The organism is Mesorhizobium sp. CA16 (assembly GCF_020165175.1).
Taxonomy (GTDB): Bacteria; Pseudomonadota; Alphaproteobacteria; order Rhizobiales; family Rhizobiaceae; genus Mesorhizobium.
Window position 1 is genome coordinate 181,376 of sequence record NZ_JAIUHP010000011.1, and the last position, 19,109, is coordinate 200,484.

General features: G+C 63.8%; 15 protein-coding genes. 7 read left to right on the top strand and 8 right to left on the bottom strand.

Annotation, left to right across the window (positions count from 1 at the left end; all coding sequences use genetic code 11):
- Positions 1–31 precede the first annotated feature (31 nt).
- Positions 32–316, top strand: coding sequence for a hypothetical protein (locus tag LB525_RS17350; protein WP_224545520.1), 285 nt, complete (start codon positions 32–34; stop codon positions 314–316).
- Positions 317–324: 8 nt separating this feature from the next.
- Here the strand turns inward: LB525_RS17350 and bmt are convergent, their stop codons facing one another.
- Together bmt and LB525_RS17360 are read right to left on the bottom strand one after the other, a co-directional pair.
- Positions 325–1,347 (bottom strand): betaine--homocysteine S-methyltransferase, encoded by a 1,023-nt coding sequence (gene bmt / locus LB525_RS17355; protein ID WP_224545521.1) that lies wholly within the window; start codon positions 1,345–1,347, stop codon positions 325–327.
- Between the two features lie 155 nt (positions 1,348–1,502).
- Entirely contained in the window at positions 1,503–2,360 is an 858-nt protein-coding gene (locus LB525_RS17360; protein ID WP_224545522.1) for a helix-turn-helix domain-containing protein, read from the bottom strand.
- Between the two features lie 228 nt (positions 2,361–2,588).
- Here LB525_RS17360 and LB525_RS17365 point away from each other — a divergent pair, with 228 nt between their 5' ends.
- Both LB525_RS17365 and LB525_RS17370 read left to right on the top strand, forming a co-directional pair.
- A complete protein-coding gene (locus tag LB525_RS17365) occupies positions 2,589–3,611 on the top strand; it encodes a fatty acid desaturase (protein WP_224545523.1) in 1,023 nt (340 codons plus the stop codon).
- A 76-nt stretch (positions 3,612–3,687) separates the two neighbouring features.
- Positions 3,688–4,524, top strand: coding sequence for a phosphate/phosphite/phosphonate ABC transporter substrate-binding protein (locus LB525_RS17370; RefSeq protein ID WP_224545524.1), 837 nt, complete (start codon positions 3,688–3,690; stop codon positions 4,522–4,524).
- Here LB525_RS17370 and LB525_RS17375 read toward each other — a convergent pair.
- The 5 genes from LB525_RS17375 to LB525_RS17395 form a co-directional block, all read right to left on the bottom strand.
- On the bottom strand, positions 4,492–5,832 hold the full coding sequence (locus LB525_RS17375) for a M24 family metallopeptidase (protein ID WP_224545525.1): 1,341 nt from the start codon (positions 5,830–5,832) through the stop codon (positions 4,492–4,494). The two genes, LB525_RS17370 and LB525_RS17375, sit on opposite strands and share 33 nt — an antisense overlap.
- Positions 5,833–5,848: 16 nt before the next feature.
- Positions 5,849–7,255 (bottom strand): ArnT family glycosyltransferase, encoded by a 1,407-nt coding sequence (locus tag LB525_RS17380; RefSeq protein WP_224545526.1) that lies wholly within the window; start codon positions 7,253–7,255, stop codon positions 5,849–5,851.
- A 186-nt stretch (positions 7,256–7,441) separates the two neighbouring features.
- Positions 7,442–10,024 (bottom strand): FAD-dependent oxidoreductase, encoded by a 2,583-nt coding sequence (locus LB525_RS17385; RefSeq protein WP_224545527.1) that lies wholly within the window; start codon positions 10,022–10,024, stop codon positions 7,442–7,444.
- Positions 10,021–10,506, bottom strand: coding sequence for an endonuclease domain-containing protein (locus LB525_RS17390; RefSeq protein ID WP_411967020.1), 486 nt, complete (start codon positions 10,504–10,506; stop codon positions 10,021–10,023). Before LB525_RS17390 ends, LB525_RS17385 begins: the two co-directional genes overlap by 4 nt.
- 395 nt (positions 10,507–10,901) lie before the next feature.
- Complete coding sequence (locus LB525_RS17395; RefSeq protein ID WP_224545528.1) at positions 10,902–12,479, bottom strand: trimethylamine methyltransferase family protein; 1,578 nt, start codon at positions 12,477–12,479, stop codon at positions 10,902–10,904.
- Positions 12,480–12,786: 307 nt separating this feature from the next.
- Here LB525_RS17395 and LB525_RS17400 point away from each other — a divergent pair, with 307 nt between their 5' ends.
- From LB525_RS17400 to LB525_RS17415, 4 genes are all read left to right on the top strand, one after another.
- Positions 12,787–13,947: an MFS transporter gene (locus LB525_RS17400; RefSeq protein WP_224545529.1), complete on the top strand. Its 1,161-nt coding sequence runs from the start codon at positions 12,787–12,789 to the stop codon at positions 13,945–13,947.
- A 72-nt stretch (positions 13,948–14,019) separates the two neighbouring features.
- Positions 14,020–16,092: a prolyl oligopeptidase family serine peptidase gene (locus tag LB525_RS17405; protein ID WP_224545530.1), complete on the top strand. Its 2,073-nt coding sequence runs from the start codon at positions 14,020–14,022 to the stop codon at positions 16,090–16,092.
- Positions 16,093–16,135: 43 nt separating this feature from the next.
- Positions 16,136–16,258, top strand: coding sequence for a hypothetical protein (locus tag LB525_RS17410; protein WP_040969798.1), 123 nt, complete (start codon positions 16,136–16,138; stop codon positions 16,256–16,258).
- A 51-nt stretch (positions 16,259–16,309) separates the two neighbouring features.
- Entirely contained in the window at positions 16,310–17,689 is a 1,380-nt protein-coding gene (locus LB525_RS17415) for an aspartate aminotransferase family protein (protein WP_224545531.1), read from the top strand.
- Positions 17,690–18,115: 426 nt separating this feature from the next.
- Here LB525_RS17415 and mmsB read toward each other — a convergent pair whose 3' ends face one another.
- Positions 18,116–19,000 carry a 3-hydroxyisobutyrate dehydrogenase gene (gene mmsB, locus LB525_RS17420; protein WP_224545532.1) on the bottom strand — a complete coding sequence of 295 codons (885 nt, stop codon included), beginning with the start codon at positions 18,998–19,000 and terminating at the stop codon, positions 18,116–18,118.
- Between the last annotated feature and the right edge of the window lie 109 nt (positions 19,001–19,109).

A 19,109-nucleotide genomic window follows, 5' to 3' on the forward strand; every position in this document is an offset into this window, starting at 1 on the left:
TCGGTGCTGACAAGGGTTTGAGGGATCAGCAGTGCATATCGCGACAATGGGGAACGTGAACTCGACGGCGGCCAATGCCCCGGTGCGCGGACCGTCCGCTGCTTCAGCGGAAGCCGCGCGCATCAGGAACGATGTCGACGCGGCGCGCAACACAGCGCTTTCGGCCCTCAACAACGACCGTTTTCGCTCGATGCTCGAGCAGATCAGCGACCCCGGCGCATCGGGCGCCCTGATGACGATGGGCGCCGACAACCAGGGCAGCGCCGGCACCGATCTCAATACCGCGCTGTCGCGCTACGCTGAAAACAGCAAGTAGAAAACGTATCAGGCGCGGCTGCGCCGGCGCTCGCGGCGGGCTTCGCTGGTCTCGGCGGTGTTTGCCGTCGCCGCCTTGTTGCGCATCGGGCCGATGCGCTGGACGATCGTCTCGACGGTCGGGCGGGTCGACTTGGTGTGCGCGTCCAGCGCCTTGCGCATGGCAGCAAGGTGCGCGAACGAGGTGCCGCAGCAGCCGCCGACAATCTTGGCGCCGGCATCGACCGCCAGCCGCACATAATCGGACATCAGCTCCGGCGTGCCGGAATAATGGATCTCTGCGCCGCGGAACTCCGGAATGCCGCAATTGCCCTTGACGATCACGGTCGCATCCGGCTTCGCCTCGGTCATGTCGAGCAGCGACGCCAGGATATCGGAAGCGCCGACGCCGCAATTGGCGCCGACGCCGAGAGGGGCCTGCGACAGGCCATCGGCGACGGCGTGGATATCCTTCGGCAGCAGGCCCATCATGGTGCGGCCGGCCGTGTCGAAGGAACCGGTGTAGGTATAGGGCAGGCCGACCCGGATGGCGGCCTCAGCCGCGGCGCGGATCTCGTCCGGCGCCGACATGGTCTCGATCCAGGCGACTTCGGCGCCGCCGGCCTTCAAGCCCTCGATCTGTTCGGCGAAGGCCTCGACCGCCTCGTCATAGGTCATGGCGCCGAGCGGCACCAGCAATTCGCCGGTCGGGCCGACGGAGCCGGCGACGATCACCTTGCGGCCGGCCTTGTCGGCGACAGAGCGGGCAATCTCGGCGGCGCGCTTGTTCAGCTCGTGGACGCGATCCTGCGCATGATGCAGCTTCAGCCTGTGACGAGTGCCGCCGAAGGAATTGGTGAGAATGATATCGGCGCCGGCGTCGACAAAGTTCTGATGCAGGCTGGCGATGGTCTCGGGCGCCGCCTCATTGAGCAGCTCAGGCGCTTCCCCGGCCTCCAGACCCATCGCGAACAGATTGGTGCCGGTAGCGCCATCGGCCAAAAGCACGCCTTTCTCGGCAAGCAGTGCGTCAATAGGGTTGGTCGCGGTCATGGCCCTGAATTTCCTGCCTGGAATGGCTTTCGCGTTCAAATTCAAATAACGATATAAAGAAGTCTTTATGTCCAGTCAACGAATTTGCGGCCGCGAAAGGCCACGGGTTTCCCTGGAACGATGACCGGCGACCAAGATGATGCCGAAGCGCGCGATCAGGCAGAGCTTGATGGGAAGGACATTGCGGCCAGCTTTTGCGCAAAGCTCGCGGCCTCGTGCGCGTTGATGTCGGCGGCCCGGATCAGGTTGTCGAAATGGCTGGTGAGCGTGCGGATCGGCTGAGTGGCGCTCAGCACGATATACATGTCGCCGACATAGATTGCGGCGCGATAAGGGCCGAAGATCGTATAGGGGATCGAATAGCGAATGCGGCCGTCATAGAGGAACAGGCGAAAGGTCGGATAAAGGTCGTCAAGCAGCGCCGCCATGTGCAGCAATTGCTTGCGCCGTTCGGCCTCGGGGAAACGATCCCAGACGCCGAGGCCGCGCGCGAAGATCTCCAGCGTGTGGCGCGGCATGCAGACCTCCATGTCGGTCTCCGGCCGACGGTTGTAGTCGATGCGATATTGCGTTTCGCCTGCCTGCGCCTCACGGCTCTTGTTGGCAATGCCGGCCTCATATTCCACCAGTGCCTCGGTCCGCAGAAGGTCGGGAATGCCCGCGGGCACATAGCGGATCTTGGTGCCGGCTGCCTCGGCATGCCATTTGGCCAAAAGCGTGCGGTCGAAGCCGTCGGGCGCCTCTTCGATCTCCAGGCTTTCTCTGATTTCGCCGGTGACACCTTCGTCCTGGCTCAGGCCCAGCAGCCAGTCGAGCGATACCTTGAACTCGGCGGCGATGTTGAGGAGGGTCTCGGCGCGCGGCAGGCGGGTCGAGGCGCCGGAGAGGAGCTGCGACAGCGCCGAACGGTCGATGCCGACCGCCGTCGCGAAGGCCGACTGGTTCAGGTCGGACCGTGTCAAGAGCAATTTCAGGCGCTCCCGAAAGGTCGTCGATAGATCGCGCTTGTCCATCACGCTGCTTCCGTGTCGGAGAGGAAAAATTTGCGCCGGAGTCGTTCTGAACGTGGCTCAGGCGGAAATGAATCCCGATGTCTGTTTACAATGTATAACATATGCCGCCAAAAATGCGCATTCGCAACGGTTTGTGCGCATTGTCGCATTGATATAACGGCAGGCTACTGACACAATGTTGTCAGGAATCGAGTTGGTTCCGGCGACTGGGGGGCAGTGGTCAAGAGCATGGCAAGCGTGAATACCGGCACGAAAAAGAGACGTCGCAGCACACCGGCTGTCGAATGGCCGACAGTCTTCCTCACACTCTTCTGCTACGGCGCATGGCTCGCCACCGGTTTCCTTGTCTGGCCATCCCATCCGCTTCTGGCGCTTGCCGTCCTGCCCTTTATCCTGGCTCTGCAATCCTCGATCATGCACGAAGTGCTGCACGGTCATCCGACCCGCAACGCCAGGATCAATGAAGCCTTCGTCTTCCTCCCCATCGGCATGGTCTGGCCGTTCCGCCGCTTCAAGACCATCCACCTTCGCCATCATGCAGACGAGCGCCTGACCGATCCGCTTGACGATCCGGAGAGCTACTATCAGGCGCTCTGGATGCATGAGGGCCTGCCGCCGACAATGAAGCTTCTGCTCAAGATCAACAACACCATGGTTGGCCGCCTCGTCCTCGGTCCGTGGTTGTCCTCGGTCGGTTTCTTCATCGACGATGCCAAGCAGATCCTTGCCGGCGACAAAGCGATCCGCAAGGCCTGGCTGCTGCATGCCGTCGGCCTCGCGATTGTGGCGCCGATCGTCACGTTCGGTTTCGGCATCCCGCTGTGGCTCTATATCCTGGTGCCGGTGTGGCTCGGCCAGTCACTGATCTCGATCCGCACCTATGCCGAGCACCAGTGGTCGGAGCATCCGGAGGGGCGAACGGTGATCGTCGAGCGCTCGCCGCTCTCCTTCCTGTTCCTGAACAACAATCTGCATTTCGTTCATCACAAGAGCCCGACCATTGCCTGGTACCGGCTGCCGAAGCTCTTTCGCGAGCGCCGCGAGGAATGGCTGCGGATGAACAACGGTTATGCCTATCCGAACTATTTTGCGATGCTGAAGGCCCATGCGTTCAGGGCCAAGGAGCCGATCGTTCATCCGGTGCTGCGGCGCACGCCGGAACCGGGCCGCGCCTTCAAGCCGCGCGTCAGGGCGCGCAATGTCAGCGGACTTGGCACGGCGCCGGTTCCCGCCGAGCCGCCGAAGGAGTAATTTCGACTTTCCGCGACGCTTTTTGCGCGGCGGAACGCAGGCGCCGAAGGCCGCTTGCCTTTGAAAGCTATTCGACATGAGCAAGTTCGTTGCGGCCCTGCCTATGTATGATTGGTCCGAAGCGCGTGGCCAAGTCGACGCGCAATGGGCGCGGCTCCGTGACGCTTTCCGGCAAAGGGGCATCGAGGCGCCGGAGGCGGTCGTGCGCAGCAATCGCGAGCTGCCAGGAGTTCCCGGCGGCATACTCGATGACACCGGCAAGCCGATCGCACCCGACCCGGCGACGCTGCCCCCGGAAGAATTGGACTTTCACCAGCTCTGGCTGAGCCCGGCGCTGCTCTTCGGGCAAACCTGCTGGGGGCCGATGGAACTCGGTCTTGCGCGGCATGTGCAGGTGGTTGCGCAGCCGAGCTACGATGCGTTCGAGGGCGGGCAGGGAGAGCTCTATTCCAGCGCGCTGGTGATGCCGGCGGATGGCGGACCGGGGATTGCCTCGCCCGCGGACGGCAAGGCCCTCATCCCGATCGACCTTCTCCGCGGCAGGCGCTTCACCTTCAACAATCCGGATTCGATGTCCGGGCTGATCGGCCTGCAGCGCGACCTGGAGGCGATGGGCGAAAGCCTGGACATCTTCGCCTCGCGCGGCGAAAGCGGCGGCCACCGGTCGTCGATTGTGGCCGTCGCGGAAGGCAGGGCCGAGGTCGCGGCCATCGACTGCGAAAGCTGGGCGCTGGCGCAACGTTTCGAGCCGGCGGCGAGAGGCGTGAAGGTGGTCGGCTGGACGGCGCGGCGCAAGGGCCTGCCCTATATCACCGCCCGAACGACGCCGGAAAAAATCGTTGCCGCGATGCGCGACGCCGTCGCGGCCGTCGAAAGCGCATCAGAGCAGCCGCTCGTCCAGCTTGTAGGCTGAAAGCTTCTCGTTGCCGGTTTCGGTGATCAGGATCTGCTCCTCGATCTTGACGCCTTCGCGCCCGCCAAGCCTGCCGATATAGCTTTCGACGCAAAGCACCATGCCGGGTTCGAGCACGCCGTCCGGCGTGTCGTCGGTCCAGTCGCCGGCATGCGGCAGCGTCGGATATTCGTCCGCCAAGCCGACCCCGTGATAGAGCACGCCGTAGCGCGTCGGATAACAGTCGTCCGGCGGCACCGCCGAGCGTTCGACGAGATCGCGAAAGGAGATGCCCGGCCGCATCAGTTCGGTGTTATGAGCGATCTGACCGGCGGCGATGCGGAAGAGGTCGTGCTGCTCGTTCGACGGCTTTCCGTCGCCGCAAAGCCATGTGCGCGAAAGATCGGCGCAGAACCCGTAGGGACCGATCAGGTCCGTGTCGAAGGCGACGAGGTCGCCATCCTCGATGACGCGCGAGGAGCATTCCTGGAACCAGGGATTGGTGCGCGGTCCCGATGACAAAAGCCGCGTTTCGATCCATTCGCCGCCGCGCGCGATGTTGCCGCGATGCAGTTCCGCCCAGAGCTCGTTTTCGGAGATGCCGGGCTTCAGCGCTGTCTCCATCTCGCCAATTGCCGCCTCGCAGGCGACGATGGCGCGGCGCATGGCGAGGATCTCGTCCGGCGATTTGATGAGGCGCGCATTCTCCATCACCGCCTCGCCATTGCCTATCGCGATGCCGCGGCGGGCGAGTTCCTCAACGCCTTCCGGGTTGATGCGGTCGACGGCAATGCGGCGGTTGCCGCCGCCATGCTCGGCAACGAGCTCGGCGATACCGGCACCCCAGCGCCGGACTTTCTGCTCGGTGAGCTCGCCGCTGTAGAGATATATCCACGATACCGCAGGGCGCACCTCGTCGACGACGCCCGAATGGTCGGACAGGTGCTCGCAGGAGAAATAGTCGAACAGCACCACCGGCCCTTCCGCGGCGACGAAACAGTGGCGTGTCGAATTGTGCGCGACCCAGAGCTGCATGTTGGTCGAGTCCGTCGCGTAGCGGATGTTGACCGGGTCGTAGAGCAGGGCGCCGGCATAATCGCGGCGCTTCAGCTCGGCGCGGATGCGGTCCAGCCGGTATCTGCGCATTTCGGCCAAGTCCGGCGCGGCGACGCCCGCCGTCGCCCACTCGGCTTCGGCGGTCGCGCCATAGCCCAGCAGATGCTGGTTGAGCGAGGCCGCCTTTTTACGCGAGGCCTCGCGCAGCGCTTCGACCGAGCTTGGCTCGAAGGGCATGATCTTGCGATGGCGGCCGAAGCCTAGCTTGTCCATTCGTCCCACCTGAAGCTTACTGCGCGGGCTTCTTGTGCAGTCTGGTAATCGTGACCTTGCGGGGCGGAAAGCCGAGTGCCTGCGGCACTTCAATTGTGCGGTGGATGGTGTCCATCACGTAGCCGACCTTCGCCAACTCTTCGAAAACCTCCGAGGACGATTCCCTGTCATCGGTAAGCACGAGCACCGCCGGCTCGCGGATCGACCTGGCGAAGTCCGGCGTCTCATCATCGAGCGCGATGAGATCGGCATCGACCAGGCGCAGATTGCCGACCCAGAACCAGCTCGAGACCACGGTCTTGACTGGCCCGTCGGCGTTGATCTGGTCGTAAAGCGAGCGGTAATCCATGCGCACGATGCTGCCGCGGCTGTCGCCGCCGTGCAGATGCATGTACCAGCTCAGCGGCAGCACCAATATGGCAAGGAGAGCGCCGACGAAGACAATGGTGGCTTGCGTCTTTCGGCCCTTCTGGCCCATGGCGTCGAAGCGCATGGCGAGCGCCGCGGGCAAGAGGATGAAGATCGGTAGCATCCAGCGGTCGCGAAACTGGGTGATGCCGGCCGCCAACACGACTGTGACCATGACCACAAAACCAAGTACGATCGCCCGCCACAACAGCTTTTCCGGCCACCGTACCGGCTGAGGCGGATCCGTCCGTTTTCTTGTCGCCAGGACGTAGGCGACGGCAAAAATCACGACCGGCAGTCCAGCGAAATTGACGATCGCGTTGACCAGTCTGCGGATGCCGAGAAGCGCCGTTTTCGCAACGCTGCCGCCTTCGGCGACGCCCAGGCCCCCTTGGTGCGCGAGCAGGTCTTCCAGATGTGTCAGGCTCCAATAAAGCGTCGGCAGGCAAGCAAGGACCGCCACCGCCACGCTGATTGCGAAACGGCGGTCGAAAATCGCCTCACGCGTTTCGCGAACCGAGAGAGATGCCAGGAACAGGGCGGCAAGGAAGATGACGATGTTGTATTTCGACAGCATCGCGGCCGCCGTCGCCAGGCCGAAAAACGCATAGGCAACAGCCGATCGCCGCTTCTCCACCTCGACCAGCGCCAGAAGCAGCACCGAGGTGAAACAGAATATGGCGACCGAGTGGGTGAGGGCGTGCTGCATCTCCCAGAAGATCTGAGGAAACAGCAGCAATCCGAATATGCCGGCCGCCGCGGCGCGGTTCGAGTAGCCGAGGCGGCGTATGGCGGTGAAATAGGCGACCAGCCCCGCGGCCAGCAGGCCGTATTTGACGATCTTGAGGGCAAGGACGCTGGTTCCGACCAGCGAGGCCGCAAGCGTCGCCAGCCAGGTGTATAGAGGCGGCTGCGAGCTGCCGTAGCCGGCGGCCAGGAACCGCATTTCCGTCAATTGCTCTGCATCGTCGACACCGACGCCCGTGCCCGCAACATGGGACAGCAGGGCCATCATGACGATCTGGGTCAGACAGTAGAGGAGGACCGACGCAACCGCCGCGCTGAATGGACCGACCCGTTCATCGCAGAGCCAATCGGTCCATTTCTCTAGTTGCCGCAAGGGGACGGTCTTCTCATGCTGATGCGCCGGTAGTGGGCTCGGACCATGCCATAGCTACCGACGCAATCCAACAATGGGGCTTCAGGTCCGCATCTTCTCGCCGCTCGGGTCGAAAGGCGGTTCGACATTGATGCGGGCGGGGCGGCGGTGGCCGAGAATCTCGATCTCGAACAGGCCGGCGCTTTCGTCCTCGGCAAGAGCGGCCGGCACATAGCCCTGCGCCATCGACTTCTGCACGTAATGCGCATAGCCGCCCGAGGTCACCCAACCAATGACGCGCCAGTCGCCATCGACGATGCCGCGCACGGCCGAAGCGCCTTCGGCGGCCTTCGAGCCGCGCACTTCCTTGCCTGACGTGTCGAAGCGCGGCGCGCCGTAGCCATGCGGCTTCTCGACCGTGCCGTAGTCCTTGCCGACCTTGGCCCAGATCGGCTCGTCGCCCATCACGTCGGCATCGGCAGCGTCGACGATGAAGGAGACCCGGCGCAGCTTCGGCCCTTCGGCATGCTCCTTGGCGGACGCCTCGCGGCCGATGAAGTCGTTCTTCTCCAGCTTGATGAAGCGGTCCATCGAGCCTTCGAACGGTCCGTAGATCGGACGCAATTCACGGAACCAGGTCGGAAAATTCTTTTCCAGGCGCATGGAGAGCAGCGCACGCATGCCGAAATCGACGATGCCGAATTCCGCGCCGGCTTCCTTGATCGCCTTGTAGACGAGGCGTTGATAGGCTGGCGCCATCCAGATCTCGTAGCCGAGGTCGCCGGTATAGCTGATGCGGTTGACCATGCAGGGCGCGCCGCCGACCGCCATCTCGCGGAAGTCCATGAAGCGGAAGGCCTTTGTCGAGACGTCTACATCGACGAGCTTCTGCAGCAGGTCGCGCGATTTCGGCCCGGCGATGGAGAGACCGACCAGCGTCTGGTCGAAGCGGTGGATGCGCACCGAGCCATCCTTCGGCAGGTGCTTCTCGAACCAGCGCATGTGATATTTCTGCGCTGCGGACGAGCCCCAGATCATGAAGCGGTCTTCTCCATTCCTTGGGCCGGCCTTGGCGATGGTGAAGTCGCCGATCAGCTTGCCGAATTCGTTGACCATCGGGGTCAGCACGATACGGCCGACCTTCGGCATGCGGTTGGTCATCAGCCGGTTGAGGAAATCTTCCGCGCCCGGACCGGACACCTCGTATTTGGCGAAGTTGGCGATCTCGGTGACGCCGACCCTGTCGCGCGTGGCGCGCACTTCCTCGCCGATCGGGCCGAAATCGTTGGAGCGGTGGAAGGAGACGAGGTCCTTCGGCTCCGTGCCCTTCGGCGCGAACCAGAGCGGCGTTTCCAGGCCCCACGAATCGCCCATGACGGCGTTGTTGGCGAGCATGGTGTCGTAAAGTGGGGTCGTCTGCGCCGGACGGGCGGCGGGCAGTTCCTCGTTCGGGAAGCGGATCGAGAAGCGGCGCGAATAGTTTTCGCGCACCTTGGCGTTGGTGTAGCGCAGGCTCGCCCATTCGCCGAAGCGAGCGACATCCATGCCCCAGACGTCGAAGCCCGGATCGCCATGCACCATCCAGTTGGAGAGCGCGAGGCCTACGCCGCCGCCCTGGCTGAACCCGGCCATGACGGCGCAAGCGCACCAGAAATTGGTCAGGCCCTGCACCGGGCCGACCAGCGGATTGCCATCGAGCGCGAAGGTGAAGGGGCCGTTGATGATCTGCTTGATGCCGGCCTTCTCGATGCCGGGGAAATGCTTGAAGCCGATCTCCAGCGACGGCGCGATGCGGTCGATGTCGGGCTGCAGCAACTCATGGCCGAAATCCCACGGCGTGTTGACCGGCGACCACGGCTTGCACGCCTTCTCGTAGGTGCCGAGCAGGACGCCGTTGCGCTCCTGGCGGGTGTAGATCTCGCCCTTGAAGTCGAGCACGCCGATCATCTCGCGGCCGGTCGACTTGTTGAATTCCTCGACCTCCGGCATCGGCTCGGTCAAAAGGTACATATGCTCCATGGCCAAAACCGGCAGCTCGACGCCGACCATGCGGCCGATCTCGCGCGCCCACAGGCCGCCGCAATTGACGACGTGCTCGGCATGGACCGTGCCCTGCTCGGTGACGACGTTCCAGGTGCCGTCCGGCTGCTGAGTCAGGTCGACGACGCGGTTGCGCAGCACGATCTCGGCGCCGAGCTTTTTTGCCGCCTTGGAATAGGCGATGGTGGTGCCCGAAGGGTCGAGATGACCTTCGACCGGATCCCACATGGCGCCGACGAAGTTCGTTTCGTCCATCAGCGGGAACATCGCCTTGGCTTCCGAGGGCGTGATCAGCTCGGTATCCATGCCGAGATAGCGGCCCTTGGCGTGAGCCAGCCGCAGAAAGTCCATGCGCTCGGGCGTATCGGCCATCATGACGCCGCCGGTCAGATGCAGCGAGCAGGACTGCCTGGAGAGTTCCTCGATCTCCTTGTAGAGCTGGACCGTGTAGGCCTGCAGCTTGGCGACGTTCGGGTCGCCGTTCAGCGTATGGAAGCCGCCCGCCGCATGCCAGGACGAGCCGGAGGTCAGCTCCGAGCGCTCGATCAGCATGATGTCGGTCCAGCCGGCCTTGGCGAGGTGATAGAGCACCGAACAGCCGACGACTCCGCCGCCGATGACAACCGCTTTTACGTGGGATTTCATGCAGATAGATCCGTGTTTGAAAATACTGAATCGAGGGATCGAGGTGTGAAAACAAAGCGGAGATCGGACGCCGCGATGTTTTCGGCCAGCCTGCCGTCGAGCGCGGCGAGGATGGTTTCACAGACGGAAGCACGATGTTTCAGGACGTCATGGTTCCAGAAGCGCAGGATCGAGTAGCCCTGAGCCTGCATGAAGTGGTCGCGGCGGCGGTCATATGAGCTGTCGGCGTGTTGGGATCCATCGACCTCGACGACGAGCCGACGCTCGCGGCAAGCGAAGTCGGCGAAGAACGGTCCGATGGAAAACTGGCGCGTAAAGCGATAGCCGCCGAGCTTGCGTGACTTCAATTCAAGCCAAAGCAAAGCTTCCGCTTGATTGCCGGCTTGCCGGAGATTTCTTGCGCGCTTGGTCGTGCCTTGTTTGCGACGGCTTCGCGTTTGAGCAGCGCCTTCCCCCACTCCGTCGCCGCTTCGCGGCGCCACCTCTCCCCCCTCCGGAGGGAGAGGAAAGGAGCCAGCTGGAATCGCCGCGCGCCTTTCCTCTCCCCCGTCGATCGGGGGAGAGGTGTCGAGCGAAGCTCGACGGAGTGGGGGTCGACTGTGCACCAAATCCGTTTGATTTCCGGCTTGCTGGGTCGTGCCCTGTTTGCGACGGCTTCGCGTTTGAACAGCGCCTTCCCCCACTCCGTCGCCGCTTCGCGGCGCCACCTCTCCCCCCTCCGGAGGGAGAGGAAAGGAGACAGCTGGAATCGCCTCGCGCCTTTCCTCTCCCCCGTCGATCGGGGGAGAGGTGGCTCGCGGAGCGCGCCGGGGGGGGGGGCGGTGTCGAGCGAAGCTCGACGGAGTGGGGGTCGACTATTCATCCTCAACACAGATGGTCAGAAATCCGTCGGCGCGCCGCCTTCGGCGCGGCGTTTCTCGACGAAGTCGTTGAGCTCCTCGCGGATGGCCGGATCCATATACGGCTCCTCGTAGGAGGCAAGGCGCTCCTTCCAGACCTTGTTGGTCCGCTCCATCGCCGTCGGCGAGCCCGCCTCGGACCATGTCTCGAAATTGCGCCAGTCGGACACGATCGGCGAATAGAAGGCGGTCTTGTAGCGCTCCTGCGTGTGCTGGGTGCCGAAGAAATGACCGCCAGGACCGACCGACTGCATGGCGTCGAAGCCGAGCGCATCCTCGGAGAGGTCGAGCGGGGTGAGGAATTCGGCCACCATTTGCAAAAGGTCGATGTCGAGGATGGTCTTTTCATAGGAGCAGCGCAGGCCGCCTTCCAGCCATCCGGCGCCATGCATCATCAGATTGCCGCCGCCCTGGATCGCGCCCCACAGCGAGAACACGCTTTCATAGGCGGCCTGGGCGTCGACCGTATTGGCGGCGCAGGTGTTGGAGGTGCGGTAGGGAATTTGGTAGCGGCGCGCGAGCTGGCCGCCGACGAGCTGCGCCTTCATATATTCGGGCGTGCCGAAGGCCGGCGCGCCGGACTTCATGTCGACATTGGAGGTGAAGCCGCCATAGCCGACCGGCGCGCCTTTCTTGACCATCTGCGCGAAGGCAATGCCCGAGAGCGCCTCGGCGTTCTGCTGCACCAGCGCGCCGGCGACGGTGACGGGCGCCATGGCGCCGGACAGCGTGAAGGGCGTGACGATCACGGCCTGGCCCATGCTCGACATCTGGATGATGCCTTCCATCATCGGCACGTCGAGCTTGAGCGGCGAATTGGTGTTGATGATGGTGAAGACCGACGGTTCCTGCATCAGCTGCTCGCGGCTGATGCCGCGCGCGATGCGAGTGATCTCGATGCCGTCGACGTTGCGTTCCTTGCCGAGTGAATAGATGTGGAAGACTTTGTCGGTCAGCATGGCTAGGTCGCGAATGCATTCCAGGTGCCGCACCGACGGATGGATGTCGATCGGCTCGACCGGATAGCCGCCGGTGCAGTGCAGGATGTTGTGCATCTGCGCCAGGCGCAGGAAGTTGCGGTAATCGGCCTGGTTGCCGGGCCTGCGGCCGCGGTCGAGGTCGGAGCAGTTCGGCGCCGAAGCCATCATCGACAGGATGACGTTGTTGCCGCCGAAGCGCAGATTATGCGCCGGGTTGCGGGCATGCAGGGTGAATTCCGACGGGCAGTGCGAGACAAGCTCGAGGATCATGTCGCTGTCGAAGCGCACGCGCTCCGAGCCTTCGCGCACGTCCGCGCCATGCGCCTTCATGATGCGGCGGGCCTCGTCGTGCAGAACGTCGACGCCGATTTCCCTCAGCACGCGCAGTGAGGCGAGGTGGATTGATTCCAATTCGTCATCGGACACCAGCCTGGTCGGCGTCAGCGGGTTCTTCAATTGCCGGAAGGCGGGCTGCTCGAAGGCGGCCGAACCGCCGGCGCGCTTTCCCGCGCGGCCGCCACGGCGGGCGCGATCGGTTGCCAGTGCCGGCTCGGCAGGATGAAGGGCGGCAGTCATGAGAGGCCTCGTGAGGATGCGAATTTGGCCGGCATAATGGACTGGCAGCAATACAGCCGGTGAGGAGGCGGCGACCACTAGGGCGAGGGAAGCGACATGACGGAAGGGGAGGCGGCCGCAGGCGATCGGCCGCTCGGCTGCCTGCCGTCATCGTCGGGCTCCATGCGTTGCTGGGTGCCGCTACCTTGTGCCGATCCTGGCAGCGCCAGCGCTCCTGACAGGGACTGGCTGGAGCATGCGCTTTCGCCGTTGGCCCTTACGGCTGTCGCCGGTAGCGGCTAAGGCTCCGAAGATTGGAGCGGCATTGATGGCGCTGGCGGGCTCGGAAAGCGACGAGACGGTGCAGTGGGCCGCGATCACCGGCGTGATCGCGACGGTTTCCGTCTTCGCCATTGCGCAAGGGCTTTCCTATCCGCTGCTCAGCTTCATCCTGCAGCGGCAAGGCATTTCGCCGGCGATGATCGGGCTGTCGGCGGCGATGACGCCGGTCGGCTTCATCCTGTCCTCGCCGCTGATCCCGGGATTGGCGCGCCGGTTCGGGGCGGGGCGGACCGCGCTGACCTGCGCGGCGCTTTCGGCGCTGGTGCTGGCGCTGATCGGCTGGACGCAAAATGTCTATCTGTGGTTCCCGCTGCGCTTCCTGATCGGCGTGGTGACCAACCCGCTCTATGTCCTGAGCGAAATCTGGGTGATTGCGCTTGCGCCGCCGGCGCGGCGCGGCCGCGTCATGGGCATCTATTCAACCATCATCTCGGCGGGCTTCGCGGCCGGGCCGCTCTGCCTGCTCGGCGTCGGCACGGAAGGCTGGCCGCCTTTCCTTGTCGGCATTCTTGCCTTCCTCTTCTGCGGCGGCTGCCTGGCCGTGGTGGTGAAAAGGCTGCCGAACGTCGACGAGGCCGAGAACAAAGTTTCGGTGCTGGGCTTCATACCAATGGCCTGGCTACTTATGTCGGCCGTGATCGTCGCGGCCGGGTTCGAGCAGGCGATACTGGCGCTGCTGCCGGTCTATGGGACGCATCACGGCATTCCCGAAGCGCGTATGTCGGCGCTGCTTTCCGTGATGATCGCCGGCAACATCGCCATGCAGGTGCCGCTCGGCCTGCTCGCCGAAAGGCTGACGGCGCGCCTGGTGCGGTTCGGCTGCGTGGCGGTGACCGTCCTTGGATGCGTGGCTTTGCCGGCGCTGATCGAGACGCCGCTGATCTGGGCTTGCGTCTTTATCTGGGGCGCCGTTTCCTACGGCATCTACACGATGTCGATCATCGAGCTCGGCGAGCGCTTCACCGGGTCGGCGCTGGTTGCCGGCAATGCCGCCTTCTCGCTGATGTGGGGTTTTGGCGGCATCGTCGTGCCGCCGCTCACCGGCGGCGTCATGGATGTCATCGGCGCCGCCGGCCTGCCGGTCACGCTTGGCGCCATCTCCGCGGCGCTGGCGGCGGCGACGATCGCGCGCAGGCGGGTTTTGTAATCGGCCCCGAATGGCTCTTGAATATCAAGGCAGCGAACGCGATGTAGGCGGGGCCGCCGGATGGAGACCTGCATGACCAGCACGATGACCAAAACCCAGCTCGAATTGACCGCCGACGATCCCTACCTCTGGCTTGAGGATCGCAATGGCAAGGAAGCGCTGGACTGGGTTCATCGCCAGAATGTGCTGACGGTCGCCGAACTGCAGGGCGATCCTTCTTATCAGGCCGCGTTCGAGACCGCGCTCGACCTGATGACCGCCGAGGACAATATGCCCGTCGGGGCTGCGCTTGCCGGCTACGTCTATAATTTCTGGCAGGACAAGACCAATGCGCTGGGTCTCTGGCGGCGCACGACGGTCGCGTCCTACAAGACCGACAAGCCCGACTGGGAGACGATCATCGACTTCGATCAGCTTTCCGCGAAGGAAGGCGTGAAGTGGGTGTTCGGCGGGGCGAGCCGGCTCTATCCCGATTTCAACCGCTGCCTGCTCTACATGTCGCCCGATGGCGGCGATGCCAGCGAGATGCGCGAATTCGACATCGTGACGAAATCCTTCGTCGAGGACGGGTTTCGGGCGCCCGCTTCCAAGTCGGGCTTTTCCTGGCTGGACGAAGATACCGTGATCGTCTCCGCCGCTTTCGAGGAAGACGACAAGACGCAGTCCGGCTACCCGCGCGTGATCAAGCTGTGGCGGCGCGGCGCCAAGCTCGAGGACGCCACGCCGATCCTCGAAGGCGAGAAACAACATCTCGCGGTCGGCGGCGGCGTCGAATATGACGGCGACAAGCGGCACGTGCTGCTCGGCAAGACGCTCGACTTCTTCACTTCGCACAGTTTCCTGCGGCTGGCTTCGGGCGAGAACCGGCGCATCCCGCTGCCCGACGACGCCACCGACACCGTGGTCTTCAAGGGCCAACTGATCTTCGGCGTGCGCAGCCCCTGGACGGCGCCGGACGGCACGCGCTGCCTGCCCGACGGGCTCTATTCGGTCGATTTCGATCGCTGGATCGAGAACGGTGCCTTCGGTCCGTTCCAGACCGTGCTCGAGCCGGCGCACCGCGTTTCGATCGCCGGCCTCGCCAGGACGCAGGACCGGCTGTTCATCAACCTGATGGACAATGTGCGCGGCAAGATCATCGCCTGCGACCGCGCCGCAGAAGGCTGGTCGCTGAAGCGGATAGCGCTGCCCGACAACGGCAATGTCGGCATCAGCCATGTCGAGCATTTCGGGTCGAGCGTCTCCTTCTCCTTCACCGATTTCCTGACGCCGAGCTCGATCATCTGGTCGGATGACAATGGCGAGACGCTTCAAACGGTGAAGTCGCAGCCGGCCCGCTTCGACGCCTCGCCTTATATCTCGGAGCAGTTCGAGGCGCGCTCGAAGGACGGCACGATGATCCCGTATTTCGTGGTGCGGCGGCGCGACCAGAAAGGACCGGTGCCGACGCTGCTCTACGGCTATGGCGGCTTTGAAGTGCCGCTGCTGCCCGGCTATGCCGGCATTCGCGGCAGGCTCTGGCTGGACAGGGGCAACGCCTATATCCAGGCCAATATCCGAGGCGGCGGCGAGTTCGGTCCGGCCTGGCATCAGGCGGCGCTGAAGGGCAAGCGCCAGAACGCTTTCGACGATTTCGCGGCCGTGGCCGAGGACGTGGTCCGGCGCGGCATCACCACGGCGGCGCAGCTTGGCATCCAGGGCGGTTCCAATGGCGGCCTGCTCACCGGCACGTCGTTGACCCAGCGGCCGGAGCTGTTCGGCGCCGTCATCATCGACGTGCCGCTGCTCGATATGCTGCGCTACACCGACCTGCCCCCCGGCGCCTCGTGGATGGCTGAATATGGCGATCCGTCGAAGCCGGAGGAGGCGGCCTGGCTCGGTGCCTATTCGCCTTACCAGCATGTCAAGGCGGGCGCTGCCTATCCGCCGGTGCTCCTGATGACGTCCACCGCCGACGACCGCGTCCATCCCGGACATGCGCGTAAGATGGCGGCGCGGCTGCAAGAGGCAGGTCACGGCAGGACGCTGTTCTTCGAGGAGACCGAAGGCGGCCATGGCGGGCGCGGCGACCGCCGGCCGCAGGCGGCGCAGACGGCAATGCGCTATGTTTTCCTGCAACGGGCGCTGGGTAAGCCTGCCTCATAGGCATGGCTTGAATTCTGGGCGTCAGGCGGCGTAAGCTGCTGCCATGATCCGCTTCAGCACATCAGGCGCCTTCGGGGTCGCGGTGACGCCGTCACCGCGCACGCTGCGCGCCGAGCTGTTGCGGCTGTGCGCCCGCATCGGCTATTCGCCGCCCCGCTTCCTCTGACGAATCCGCCCCGGCCGCTGCCGGATTGATTCAAGAGGAAAGATCAAATCCATGACCTATCAGAATTATTCGCTGAAGCAGCTTCAGCAGATCGATGCCGCGCATCACCTGCACCCCTTCACCGACCATAAGGAGCTGCGCGAGACGGGCTCGCGCATCATCACCCATGCCAACGGCCCGTTCATCTACGATGCCGACGGCACCGAAATCCTCGACGGCATGGCGGGCCTGTGGTGCGTCAATGTCGGCTATGGCCGCGATGAGCTGGCCGAGGCGGCCTACGCGCAGATGAAGGAGCTGCCTTACTACAACTCCTTCTTCAAATGCTCGACGCCGACGCCGGTGCTGTTGTCGAAGAAGCTGGCGGAGCTGGCGCCGACGCATGTCAGCCAGGTCTTCTACGGTTCGTCCGGGTCGGAGGCCAACGACACGGCGCTCAGGCTCGTGCGCCACTATTGGGCGCTTGAAGGCAAGCCCGAGAAGAACCGCGTCATCTCGCGCAAGTCGGCCTATCACGGCTCGACCGTAGCCGGCACGTCGCTCGGCGGCATGGAGCCGATGCACAAGCAGCTCGGCGGTGCCGTGCCCAACATCGTCCATGTGATGATGCCCTATGCCTATGAGCTCGCGCTGCCCGGCGAAAGCGACCATGATTTCGGCATCCGCGCGGCGAAGGCGGTCGAGGACGCGATCCTCGAAGCCGGCGCCGACAAGGTCGCCGCCTTCATCGGCGAGCCGGTGATGGGCGCGGGCGGGGTGAAGATCCCACCGATGAGCTACTGGCCGGAAGTTGAGCGCATCTGCCGCAAATACGATGTGCTTTTGATGCTGGACGAGGTCATCACCGGCTATGGTCGCACCGGCGAATGGTTCGCGGCGCAGACGTTCGGGATCGAGCCCGACACCATCACCACCGCCAAGGCGCTCACCTCGGGCTACCAGCCGCTCTCGGCGCTGCTGGTCGGCGACCGCATCGCCAAGACGCTGGTCGAGAAAGGCGGCGAGTTCTACCATGGCTACACCTATTCCGGTCATCCGGTGGCTTGCGCGGTGGCGCTCAAGAACCTCGAGATCATCGAGAAGGAAGGCCTGGTCGAAAGGGTCAAGAACGACACCGGTCCCTATTTCGCGCAGGCGCTGCAGGAGCGGATCGCCGGACACAGGCTGGTCGGCGAGGTGCGCTCGATCGGCCTGATGGGCGCGATCGAGATCGTCAAGGACAAGGCGACCAAGGAACGTTATTTGCCATCGGGAAATGCGGCCGTCGTCGTGCGCGACCACGCGATCGCGCAGGGCATGATGCTGCGGGCCACCGGCGACACTATGATTCTCTCGCCGCCGCTGATCTGGACGCGCGACACGATCGACATGGCTTGCGAACGCATCGCCAGGGCGCTCGATCTCGCTGACGCCGATTTGCGCAAGCGCTAAGCGGATGTTCTCCGGGCGCTCCTGACTAGAGCATTTCACCGTTTCACGAAAACGGCGAAATGCTCTATCTCCTTGTTTTGACGCAATTCCGGGCGGAAAACCGCTCACACTTTTCCTGGAATTGCTCTAAGCGCCCGGTCCATTCCTGAACGGCTCGCGGAGGGCGTCTCCGAAACGCAAAAACCGCGTCCCTGCGGGAACGCGGCTTTGCCAGATACACATGGCATTTCGCTACGAGAATACTTGCGAAATTTACGGGCTCCGGTACGCGAGACCTGATCCGGAGCGCCGGGCAGACGCGATGTCCGCCTCGCAGTCCGTTTTAAAGGCACATCGTTACCGGTGCGTTAGCAAGACCTTAAGCAAATCTAAATTTGCCGGCTTCGCACCGGCAAATCTTGGAAATAACCCTTCAAAAGCAGAGACTTATGCCGGATTTCCGCGCAGGAAATTAATAATGCCGGAAAAATCGGCGCCGGCGTGGCCTTGCGCATTGAACAAGGCATAGAGCTGCGTGGCTTCGGCGCCGAGCGGAGTCGCGGCGCCTGCGTTCTGCGCGGCTTCCTGCGATAATTTCAGGTCCTTCAGCATCAGCGCGGCAGCAAAGCCGGGCTTGTAGTCGCGGTTGGCCGGCGAGGCCGGAACAGGGCCGGGCACCGGGCAATAGGTGGTGAGCGACCAGCACTGGCCCGAGGAAGTGGAGGCGACGTCATACAGCGCCTGGTGTGACAGGCCGAGCTTTTCGGCCAGCACAAAGGCTTCGGCGACGCCGATCATCGAGATGCCGAGAATCATGTTGTTGCAGATCTTGGCCGCCTGTCCGGCGCCGTCGCCGCCGCAATGAACGACGCGCCCGGCCATCGGCTTCAGGATCGGCTCGGCAGCGGCAAACGCCTGATCCGAGCCACCGGCCATGAATGTGAGTGTGCCGGCAGCGGCGCCGCCCGTGCCGCCGGAGACGGGTGCGTCGATCGACGGGTGACCATGCTTCGCGGCAATGGCATGCGCCTTGCGAGCCGATTCGACATCGATGGTCGAGGAATCGATGAACAGCGCACCTTCCTTTGCCTTGGGCGCGATGTCCTCATAAACCGACAACACATGCTTGCCGGCCGGCAGCATGGTGATGACGACGTCAGCGTCCTTCACCGCCGCGACGGCGTTCGCCATGACGGTGACGCCGTGTTCCTTGGCAGTGGCTAGGTTCTCGGGCACGAGGTCGAAGCCCAGCACCGTATGACCCGCCTTTACGAGGTTGGCGGCCATGGGATTGCCCATATTACCGAGGCCGATGAAGGCGATCGTTGTCATGATAGTGCTCCCTGGATCAGGCAGTAGGCAGTAGGCAGTAGGCAGTAGGCAGTAGGCAGTAGGCAGTAGGCAGTAGGGAAAGATGACCGGCGAGATCAACTCATACAAG